9 protein-coding genes and 2 pseudogenes are annotated in these 9,941 nt (G+C 57.4%); 3 read left to right on the top strand and 8 right to left on the bottom strand.

Annotation, left to right across the window (positions count from 1 at the left end; translation table 11 throughout):
• The 6 genes and pseudogenes from BSU04_RS22490 to BSU04_RS22470 form a co-directional block, all read right to left on the bottom strand.
• Positions 1–449, bottom strand: a pseudogene (locus tag BSU04_RS22490) (polysaccharide biosynthesis protein); the annotation flags it as partial.
• Complete coding sequence (gene iscB, locus BSU04_RS22485) at positions 446–1,840, bottom strand: RNA-guided endonuclease IscB (RefSeq protein ID WP_089162654.1); 1,395 nt, start codon at positions 1,838–1,840, stop codon at positions 446–448. The gene iscB and the pseudogene BSU04_RS22490, both read right to left, overlap by 4 nt.
• Before the next feature lie 286 nt (positions 1,841–2,126).
• Positions 2,127–3,155, bottom strand: coding sequence for an MraY family glycosyltransferase (locus tag BSU04_RS22480; RefSeq protein ID WP_089162653.1), 1,029 nt, complete (start codon positions 3,153–3,155; stop codon positions 2,127–2,129).
• Positions 3,152–4,117 (bottom strand): UDP-glucose 4-epimerase family protein, encoded by a 966-nt coding sequence (locus BSU04_RS22475; RefSeq protein WP_089162652.1) that lies wholly within the window; start codon positions 4,115–4,117, stop codon positions 3,152–3,154. Before BSU04_RS22475 ends, BSU04_RS22480 begins: the two co-directional genes overlap by 4 nt.
• Entirely contained in the window at positions 4,114–4,536 is a 423-nt protein-coding gene (locus BSU04_RS45635; protein ID WP_144021314.1) for a hypothetical protein, read from the bottom strand. Before BSU04_RS45635 ends, BSU04_RS22475 begins: the two co-directional genes overlap by 4 nt.
• A gap of 113 nt (positions 4,537–4,649) precedes the next feature.
• Positions 4,650–5,408, bottom strand: coding sequence for a glycosyltransferase (locus BSU04_RS22470; RefSeq protein WP_089162651.1), 759 nt, complete (start codon positions 5,406–5,408; stop codon positions 4,650–4,652).
• A gap of 536 nt (positions 5,409–5,944) precedes the next feature.
• Between BSU04_RS22470 and BSU04_RS22465 the strand changes: the two genes are divergently transcribed.
• The 3 genes from BSU04_RS22465 to BSU04_RS22455 are packed head-to-tail and all read left to right on the top strand — an operon-like array spanning position 5,945 to position 9,151.
• Positions 5,945–6,901, top strand: coding sequence for a glycosyltransferase family 2 protein (locus tag BSU04_RS22465; protein WP_089162655.1), 957 nt, complete (start codon positions 5,945–5,947; stop codon positions 6,899–6,901).
• Positions 6,898–7,287: a GtrA family protein gene (locus tag BSU04_RS22460; protein ID WP_089162650.1), complete on the top strand. Its 390-nt coding sequence runs from the start codon at positions 6,898–6,900 to the stop codon at positions 7,285–7,287. The genes BSU04_RS22465 and BSU04_RS22460 overlap by 4 nt, the downstream gene beginning before the upstream one ends.
• Positions 7,288–7,297: 10 nt before the next feature.
• Entirely contained in the window at positions 7,298–9,151 is a 1,854-nt protein-coding gene (locus BSU04_RS22455; protein ID WP_089162649.1) for a hypothetical protein, read from the top strand.
• 79 nt (positions 9,152–9,230) lie between these two features.
• Here BSU04_RS22455 and BSU04_RS22450 read toward each other — a convergent pair.
• Both BSU04_RS22450 and BSU04_RS22445 read right to left on the bottom strand, forming a co-directional pair.
• Positions 9,231–9,602 (bottom strand): annotated as a pseudogene (locus tag BSU04_RS22450) (hypothetical protein); the annotation flags it as partial.
• A 24-nt stretch (positions 9,603–9,626) separates the two neighbouring features.
• A partial coding sequence (locus BSU04_RS22445; RefSeq protein ID WP_144021313.1) for a transposase domain-containing protein occupies positions 9,627–9,941 on the bottom strand: 315 nt, incomplete at its 5' end.

The following is a 9,941-nucleotide window of genomic DNA, read 5'->3' as shown; positions in this document are numbered from 1 at the left end:
AGCACGATCACCGGCTTGCCTTGTCCGATCAGGCCACCGTATAGATAGAACTCCTTAGTAGCGCGATATATCGCGCGAGCGCCGCCCATTGCAAGAAACAGCAGCAACGGAGCAACGATCAGAACCGAACGGGGAATCACTGGGTCCGGCTGCGACATGACCGCGCCCACCATCACCACAAGTGCACCGGCTATTACAGATTTCGAAATCCGGATCAAATCGGGCAGGCTCGCAAACACCCACATGCCGCGATACAACCCGAACACGCGAAACATCACCGCATAGACAGGCAACACCCAAATGAGAGCATTGAGCGCGCCGTGCCAAAAGTCGCTAGGGATAGCGCCGTTGAAGCGGACCGAGTAGGCCGCCAGCCAGGTTCCGGCGACGGCGCACAGGTCGAACGCAAATGCGCCCGCCGACAGCCATGTAGCTTTGTATCGTTTCATCCGTTAGCGCGGGAAACTTCGGCATTCATGCCGGGGAGCGATAACACAGCTTGCGCAGCAAGCCATGCTTTTGTGCCGTTCCCTGAGTCTCCTTCCTTTGTCAAAGGCACAGTTGAATATCCATAGCCATCAGCCCGCTGCACCATCGTGCAATGTCGATGAGCGATGCCCTGTACGACGCCAACTGGCGTCTGGATGTTAAAACTGCCACTCGCGCGTATCGCGACACGACCGACGTGAGTTCCGGCTTTCTTGCCCTTCGGTACGATGGCTCGGACGCGGTCCCCGGTCTGGAATCCGTAAGCGTGTTTTTTGCGAGTCAGGTAGCCTCGCGCAAAGCCCTGTGCAGTGAGGCGTGTGCGCTGGTAACTGCCGCGCCCGGTACACCTGAGCTCCAGCGTCGATCGCTGCCAGCCGCAGACAGCCTTGACTTCGCCAACACACGCTGCATCGAGTGCGTGCGTCTTCGGAATCTCCAGCCTTGCGCGATTCCATTTAGTGCGCCCACCGCTACCGGTCTCGACCGCCAGTTCAGTCTCCTTCAGTGCGTTCAATAGTGCCCAGCGCGTGCTGTTGACTGCGGCCGCATCGCGCAGCGGCGCCTTCGCTTTCGACAGAATCCGTGTGAGGCGGGCCTTGTCCTTGACGAATTCCCGCACATCGCGCGCACCCTTGCCAATGTTGCAGGGCGCGCAGCCAAGCGTCAGGTTCGACACCCGATTCGAGCCGCCGCGTGCACGCGCAAGAATGTGCTCGATTTGCAGAGGCACACCCGCGGCGTCGCAGTAGGCGCACTTGCGCCCCCACTTCTCGAGAAGATATTCACGTACCTCGTACCCGAAAAGCTCTCCCTGTTGATACTCGAGCCCGGAGATTTCCGGGTTCTGCATCGCATGCATGTCAAAGCGCACCAGCTCCATCGACAGCGCCGACACCGGTGCCCAGCGCATGACGCGCCGGACCCACGACATCGACGATTCAACCCGGTGCTGAAGGCTTGGCGCAAGCCAGCCCGCAGCGCGAGTCCGGTTGTCGAACCGGGGTGCGCGATAACGCAGGTTGGCGCCGCGCCGGCGGCGCCGGAATGCGCGTCGCTGCGTCAGTGCTTCGGTAATCTGTCGACCACGGTGAACGAGGTCCATCAGGTTCAGAACGGCGATGCCGTCTGCTTTCTCCTGTACCAGCGCTATGCCTGTTGTCTTACTGCCCGGGTCAAGCTTGAGCCTCAGCGACTGAAAAGACGAGGCTTGGGCCCTTCGGTCAGTCATCCGGATAACGAAGGGTACAACCCGATGCACCCGTGCCCGACCGCGCTCCAGTAACAACCGGGCACGCTTCTCTGTGCAGGGCATCAACGGCAGCCCCTGTCTGTCTAAAACGAATACCGCCATCGTAAAAATCCATTTGCTGCCCTTACGGGCCTTGTAACGGGAGCCTTGTGGCTCCGCTCCCCTCGCCAATGTTGTACGGCAGCACATCCTCGCAGCCCGTTTCGCGCATACCCAAAGCTTGTCTGCGGCTGCAGGTTTCAGAGCCTGGAACTGAGGAAGCATTCCAGGGTGAGTCTTTAACTTCCGTACAACGTAGCTGCGATATATCTCGCAGTTCAGGCTGGTCAATCAGGCTTGAACTAACAAGCCTCGCCCTCAGGGCGGGGTTATTGACCTGCATGGACCTTTAGGGTTTTTCCAAAACGCTCGACTGAGATCGGTGCTGTCGCCAGCGCATGTCGATGCCCACCCCAGCCGCCAACAGCACCACGGCCCAACCTGCAGCCACCATCCATTGCAAAAGCGGCGACAATCCAAGTGCGCACAAAGCAAGCATTATGCCCGCTGCCATCCCGCAATACCAGATTAGAGCAGTACGCGCATGGCCAATGCCAATGCGCACCATGCGCTGATAGTAGTGCTCGCGGTGCGCTTCCCAAAACTTGTCGCCTCGCAGGAGCCTGCGTAAAAGCGTGACAGACGCATCCCCGATGAACGGCGCGAACACGAAAGCCGGGAACCAGATTGGCCATACTCCTCTCAGCCAACCCCAATATCCAAGGGCTCCGCCTAGAAAACCCAGTGGAATCGACCCGGCATCGCCAAGAAAAATCCGCGCTGGATGGAAATTGAGTAGCAAGAACCCGGCCGCCGCACCGGCAACCACGGCGCTCGCAATACCCAGGTCGATTTGCGGGACCGGCCCGCTCAACGCAGCGATGGCGTACCCGCCGAAGCCGAACAGCGCCATGCCGCCCGCCAGTCCGTCCGCGCCGTCCATGAAGTTGTAGAGATTCACCAGCCAAAGCATCAGGAAACCGACAACAACCAAGGCCCACCAAGGCGCAGGCGCAGGATTGACTACGATGAGCAGCACCACGGCGAGCACATGTGCACCAAATCGGACCCGCGCAGGAAGTCCGCGTCGATCGTCGATTTGCGACACCGCGGCGAGAAAAGCCGCGCCAGCAGCCGCAAGCCAGATGGAAGGCGTGAGCAGCAAGATTGCTACGGTTGCGACCGGGACGATGCCCCAGCCTCCGACTCGCGGCGTCGGCCGCGTGTGCAGCGAACGGTCGTTCGGAACATCGGTCGCGAGACGCCACGCCAAGCCGGTCTTGAGCAGCAGACCTAGAATCAGTGCGCAGGCGAGCAGCGCGCAGACGGCGGCACAGGCGGCTGAGAGCCAAGGCGATTGAGCGAGAAAGGTATTCATCGGCGGCTTTGATCATTAGTCGACGAGCGATACCACGCCGCCGTTGCAGCGAGTCCGGCATCGAGCGCTACAGGCGGAGTCCAGCCTAACACAGCACGGATGTGGGTCGAATCGACTTGCAGGCTGTCGGTCAGGCGCTCCACTTGCGGGAGCCGGCCGGTGAGGCGGCCGGCGAGCCTCAGCAACGCGACCGGGATCGATAAGAGCCGCGCGGGCCGGCCAAGGTGACGGCCGAGCGCACGCGCCAGGTCGGCTACGCTAGGATCATCGCCATCAGAAACGTGGAACACTTCGCCCACTGCGCGGCTGTCGGTTGCGCAAAGTGCTATGGCGCTGGTGAGGTTATCGATAAAACAAAGGCTACGGCGAGCATGCACCGCGCCGATCGGCAAGGGCAGCCCTTTTGCGACCGCATTGGCAAGACTTAGAAAGTTGGCGCGCACCTCTGGCCCATAAACCAGCGGCGGGCGCACGATAACGACCTCCAGACCCGTGCGATTACCGAAATCCTGCAATGCGATTTCAGCTTCCGCCTTGGATACCCCGTACGGATCCAACGGATGGCGCTCGTCGGTTTCCTTGAGCGGATGGCCGCGGTCGCTATCAGCCAGCGCCTTGATGCTGCTCACGAACACGAAACGCGGCACGCCTGCGATCAACGCGGCTTGCGCGACCTGCAACGCTCCGGCAACGTTGACTTCGCGAAAGGCGGCGAGCGGGTCGACGGCATCGTCGTGCATCACGTGAACGCGTGCGGCGAGATGAATGACTGCAGCGCAGCCCTGGAAGACATCGGGTGTTGCCGTGCTCAACGAATCAAGGGTTCTTGTCACGACGCCCGGCTCGCACATGACATCCGGCCGCACGATACCCACGACCTCGGACCCCTGGCTCAGCAGCAGGCGGCTCAAGGCCCGGCCGACAAAGCCGTTGGCGCCTGTAACGGCGATCCGCGCGTTCATCGGTGTCTCCGCGAAACATCGGCCTCTAGACCGGCAAGTCTAGGAGATGAGTTTAAAGTTGTATCACTGTCGAAAATATCTGAAACCTCGAGGACCGGGGCAGCTTCTTCGATGAAGAGACCACCGAGTCTCGAGCCATTTATCGCGGAACCAAGATATAGCTGGCGAGGGCGCAGCGTGCCGACAAGAAGCGAAGCGCCATCGCTATCCAAGTGCGGTTCAAGAAACGCAGAAGCTTTTCTGGCCACGAACCCTCTGCGCGCCTTGTCAGGGAGTTTGACTAGATCGCCATCGGCGACATCAATGCCGCTGAACATTCTATAACCAACACGACGAGGTCTATTTCGGATGCTGCTTGGTTGTTCGTCCCGACACTGCTCACGTACAAAGCCACTCACTTGGAACAAGAAAATGGACATGCAATATCTGCGGTTGCGTACATGATCGCGACAACAATCCAGCACTGAATATTCTAAGTCGCGGACGTGCGACGCCAGCTGTAGAAATTCCCGGTCTGCAAGGCGCGACAACGTCAAAGCCACTTCCATCCGAAGCGCTGGAAAAATTTAAACGCGGAACTGACGAACAGCTTCACGTGTGCCCCGCCTTTGCGAGCCGCACCGCCACCATGATGCAGGATGCGGACAGCGGGCACATAGACCACGCGCGCTATCTCATGCGTACGAAGGCTCAGGTCGTAGTCTTCGAAGTACAGGAAATAACGTGGGTCAAAACCATTCAGACGTTTGAGCACATCGGTGCGAAAAAGCATGAAACAACCGCTCACAATAGGCGGGTCCCAAACGACGATTCGATCGCCGATTACATCCCGCATCTCGTAGCGGGCAAGGCGCTTCGAGAACAGTCGGCGCGCACTCGACGGAAGAAAGCCGCGAGCGAACAAATCAAGCATGCTTGGGAAGCGGCGACAGAGAAACTGCTGCTCGCCACTCTCGTCACGGATGAACGGCGTGAGCAAGCCGGTTTCCGGACGTGCTTCAAGGAAGGACAGCGCCTCGACCAACCCGCGCTCGTCGAGTTCAATATCGGGGTTCAGCACGAGGTGGTAACGGCTCTGCGTACGGTCAATCGCTAGATTATGACCGCGTCCATAGCCTACATTGCCGTGGCCCGCGATCGTTTCCAACACGAACTCTGCACGCAGCGCACCCTTGGGCACGCCAATCAATTCGCCCGGGGCGCCGTTATCGATGAGATAAAGATGCGCAGGCCGCGCTGGCGCAAGTTGCCGAAGCGCATCGGCGAGCGTCTCGAACACGCGACCAAGCATGGCGAGATCGGGCCGATAGACGACTATGGAGACACTGAGCGTATCAAATGGGTCTGGCAGGTCAGGCAGGTCGATAGCACCCTCGTTTTCAGATATCGCTCGTTTTAATAGTCAACAGCAATTTGTTTTGCCGCAAACAGACATCTCAGCGCTAACGGACGGCCGCATTTTGCCCAAATATCGGTAATTCGGCAACCGACCTTGCCATTTGTTACCGGACTTAAGGAGTGTAAGTTTCACCTCAAAAATTGTTAGGTGCGGCGCAAGCCTTGCGCGTACTTTCAAAAGAGGGGCTAGATGATGGCGCATGAACCTACTCGATCGTATCCTTAGCCGACATATTAAACGTGGCATGCATCGCAATACAGCCGGCTCCAAGCTGCGGGAATCTAAACAACGATATGAGCGGTAATTCCTTCGGGATCGCGGGAGCACGTTAAAATAGTGGCGCACGCGCACGTCACGTTTTCGCGTGCTCATTGCCGTTTGGTTCCGCACAAGCGGTGAAATTTAATCTACACTTTCTCTATTTATCGATGCTCCCCTTCGACTTCTCACGCGTCGCCATCCTGATCCCCTGTTATAACGAAGCCGCGACCGTGGAAGCAGTTGTACGCAACTTTCGATCTGCTCTCCCCGACGCGTCCATCTACGTTTTCGACAACAACTCCTCCGATAGCACTGCGGATTTGGCTCGCGGCGTCGGCGCTGTGGTTGCAAACGTTTCGGATCGCGGCAAAGGAAACGTCATTCGGCGGATGTTTGCGGATATCGATGCCGAAGTGTATGTCTTGGTTGACGGCGACGACACCTATGACGCGTCAGCCGCACCGAGACTTGTCTTGAAATTGCTGGCCGATGGCCTTGACATGGTTGTCGCCACTCGGCACTCCGCGGAACAAGAGGCTTATCGCCTAGGGCATCGATTCGGAAACATTGCGCTTACGCAATGTGTTGGCTTAATTTTCGGCCGAACTTTTACTGACATGCTCTCGGGGTATCGGCTATTTTCCCGGCGTTACGTTAAGTCTTTTCCTGCTCACTCGAAAAATTTTGAAATCGAAACGGAGTTCACCGTTCATGCCCTCGAGTTGAGCATGCCTGTTGCGGAAATGGCGACCGAATACAAATCGCGTCCGGAAGGCTCGATGAGTAAGCTCAATACGTACCGGGACGGCTTACGCATTCTGATGATGATTGTGAAGCTATTTCGCGCAGAAAGACCGCTGGCGTTTTACTCAATCGGGTTCTTCGTCTGCGCTCTCTCGGCAATCATTCTTGCTCTTCCCCTGTTTGCAACTTATATGGATACGGGCTTAGTCCCACGCTTTCCAACCGCAATCCTTTGCACCTCCCTCATGCTTTTCGCAACCATCTTACTGGTGTGTGGAATTGTTCTCGATGCGGTGACTCATGCACGTGCTGAGATTCGACGACTCGCTTATCTTTCTTATCCAGCACCGCGCTATCTGCCCGGTCCAGGGACAAAATGAAACGCGAATTCATTCGCTTTGCGGTTGCTGGGTCGGTAGGCTTTGCTGTCGATGCAGGGATCCTGTACATGGCGCTGGCAGTGGGCGCGGGGTATTTCTCCGGGCGTTGTGTATCCTTTATTTCCGCTGTTTGGGTGACATGGCGAATCAATCGCCGCTTTACTTTTACCCCAAGCCCGCATACCTCCCAATGGAAAGAATGGTGGCAGTACCTGCTTGCCATGCTCGGCGGAGGCACGATCAACTACGCGGCGTACAGTGCCGCTATTTTTTCATTGCCCAAAAGCTCAATGCTGCCGATATACGCCGTGGGGATTGGCTCCCTCATCGGCATGGCGGTTAATTTCCTCAGCGCAAAATTGTGGATCTTTAAAAGATCCCATTGATCGACATCCCATGAAAAAAACCGCTCGCGAGGTTCATTCGTTAATCGTTCAGCGACTAAGAGGAATCAACCTCAATTCGTCAAGTGCGCTGACCCGGGCGTGCTTTGTTGTGCCGGTTCTTTTCGGACTTTACTCTCTCTGGCTAGGCGCCGACTCAAACTGGGATCTGTACAACTACCACCTCTATAACCCTTTTGCATGGTTGCACGGAAAGCTTGACATCGACCTTGCGCCGGCGGGAATGCAGTCGTACTTCAATCCACTGTTAGACGTCTTTCTCTATTTGTTGAACACTCACCTTCCATCTCGCGTCGTCGGCTTCTTGATGGGAGCGTTGCACGGAATGACGTATGTCCTCCTCGCGGGCATAGCGCGTCACGTACTTCCTTCGCTGTCGGATAATGATCGTTACCGCGTGCCGATCCTCGTCGCGTTGGCGGGATGCTTGACGGCCAATTTTTTATCCGGTCTTGGCAACTCGATGGGCGACGACACCACAATGCTCTTCGTCCTTGGAGGCTTGCTTTTTGTCCTTTCCAAGTGGGCGATCCTTGGCCTGCGCTCGCGCAGTGCTGTTTTAGTCGCGAGCGGAAGCGGTCTGCTCGTCGGCTTGGGAACTGGCCTCAAACTTACCAACGCCATCTACGCAGTCGCGCTGTGCGTCGCCCTCTTAAGCTATCCAGGCGGTTTAATCGTTCGATTGCGGCTAGGCTTTCTTTTTGGCATCGGCGTCTTGTCAGGCACTGCAGCCACGGGTGGCTACTGGATGTTCCATATGTGGCAGCTTTACGGGAACCCGCTGTACCCACAGTTCGGGGCGATTTTCTACAACCCCCTAACACAGGCAGCTTCCGTCAGTGATACGAGGTGGTTGCCCCGCGGATTTCTCGAATCTGCCTTTTGGCCATTCATCTTTGCCGTTGACTCTCATCGCGTGGGAGAAACCGCCATTCGACAAATCATCTGGCCGATCGTGTATGCAGCCTTTTGGTGTTGGCTCTTAGTGGTGGCCGCCTCACGTCTTGCAAAAAAAAAACGGCGCCCGATGGACTCGCGCCAGCGCCTCGTTATCCTGTTCGTGGCAATTGGCTACGTACTATGGATGAAGATGTTCAGTATCTATCGCTATCTCGTGGCGATCGAGGTATTGACTCCTCTCGTGCTGATGCTTCTCCTTTATCGCTTCTTGCCCGGTCTGGTCGCGCGGAATCTGAGCGTCGGTCTGATTGGACTCGCAACGGCAGTGGTCATCATGGGCGGGGCAAAGACTTGGGGACACGAAGGATGGTCCGATCCGCTCTATCACGCGGATGTGCCGATTCTCAAGCAACCGGAGCGAACAACGGCCATCATCGAAGGGAACACCACTGCTTGGGGATGGTTGGCCACTCAGTTTCCGGCTAACGTTGCATTTACGCAGCTGGACAGCAGCTTTCCAGCAACAGCAGCCTTTGGCGACCGAATTCGCAGCATCGTAAAGGAGCGCGGCGGCCCCGCCTTCGGCGTGGTGAACGGCGCGTATAACTGGCGCATCGACAACGTCGCGTCGATGAATACCGTCGTCGCACGCATGGGCCTTATGACGAGCGAACGCGGTTGCAACGCTGTCCGTTGGATCGTTACCCATCTTCGTCTTCATGCAGCGGTAATTTCCCGGCCCGAAGCGTCGTCGCAATGCAGCCTTGGTTTACGATCCGATGACGAGAAAGACCTTCAGGCAGAGAACCTTGCTTTGGCTTTGCAGGCAGCGCCTATATTCAAGCGCTATGGATTTGTACTTGATGCTGCGTCATGCACGTCGCATAGGGCGGGCATTGGAAAAGGCGTTCTTGTTTACCAGTGGTGCCCGCTGACCCGGCGGTGAGAAGTTTCGGCGCGTCACCCGCATCCGGTTCACGATCGGGCTGCGTGCGCGTCCATGAGTCAATGTGTCAGACTTGCACCTAAGCTAGTCGACCCTGAACAATCGGTTTTGTCGGCCGGTGGTAAAGTCGCTGGGTCATATGCGAACGGCCGAGTTCAGCAGCAGGGCCAGCATAAAGGCTTAAAAAAATCCGCAGCCTCCTGAGAATCATCCGCAGGTTGTGGCCGGCGCCGCACAGCACCGCGTGCATCGCATCGCCCAGCGCACCTTTGAGCCAGTTCCGATCGAGTTTGCCATCCGCCTTCATATGACCGATAGCCGGCTCGATCGCGCTGCGCCGTCGAATCATCGCCCGTAGTTCACGCGTGATGACGCGCCTCAAGCCAAGGTGATAGATCTTCACGCCATCGATCGCGACGCCCTTGTAGCCCCGATCCACAATCGCCACTTCCGGGTAATCGGTAAGCAGCCGGCGTTATTGACGTGACTGGCGTTCGTCGCGTTCGTAAAGATCGGAGCGCAGTGGATTTTTGGCGAACAGCGTCTTCCAGAGGCGCGGCGTCAGTTGTTCGGCCAGCGATGCGGGATGCTGGCCAACGCGCTGCAAGACATCGACCAAGTAATCGTAAGGGTCGATATCGTGCAGGCGGCAGGTCACGATCAAGCTCTGCACGATCCCGATATGCCTGGCGCCTAGTTCGGTCCAACTGAACATCCAATTTTTTCGACCGAGAGGGATCACCCTCAGCGCCCGTTCGAGGTGGTTGGTGTCGATCGGGACGTCGGGATC

Source organism: Caballeronia sordidicola (genome assembly GCF_002220365.1).
In the GTDB taxonomy this organism is placed as follows: domain Bacteria; phylum Pseudomonadota; class Gammaproteobacteria; order Burkholderiales; family Burkholderiaceae; genus Caballeronia; species Caballeronia sordidicola_C.
Note: the sequence above shows the minus strand (reverse complement) of the source record. Positions and strands in the feature narration are given on the sequence as shown.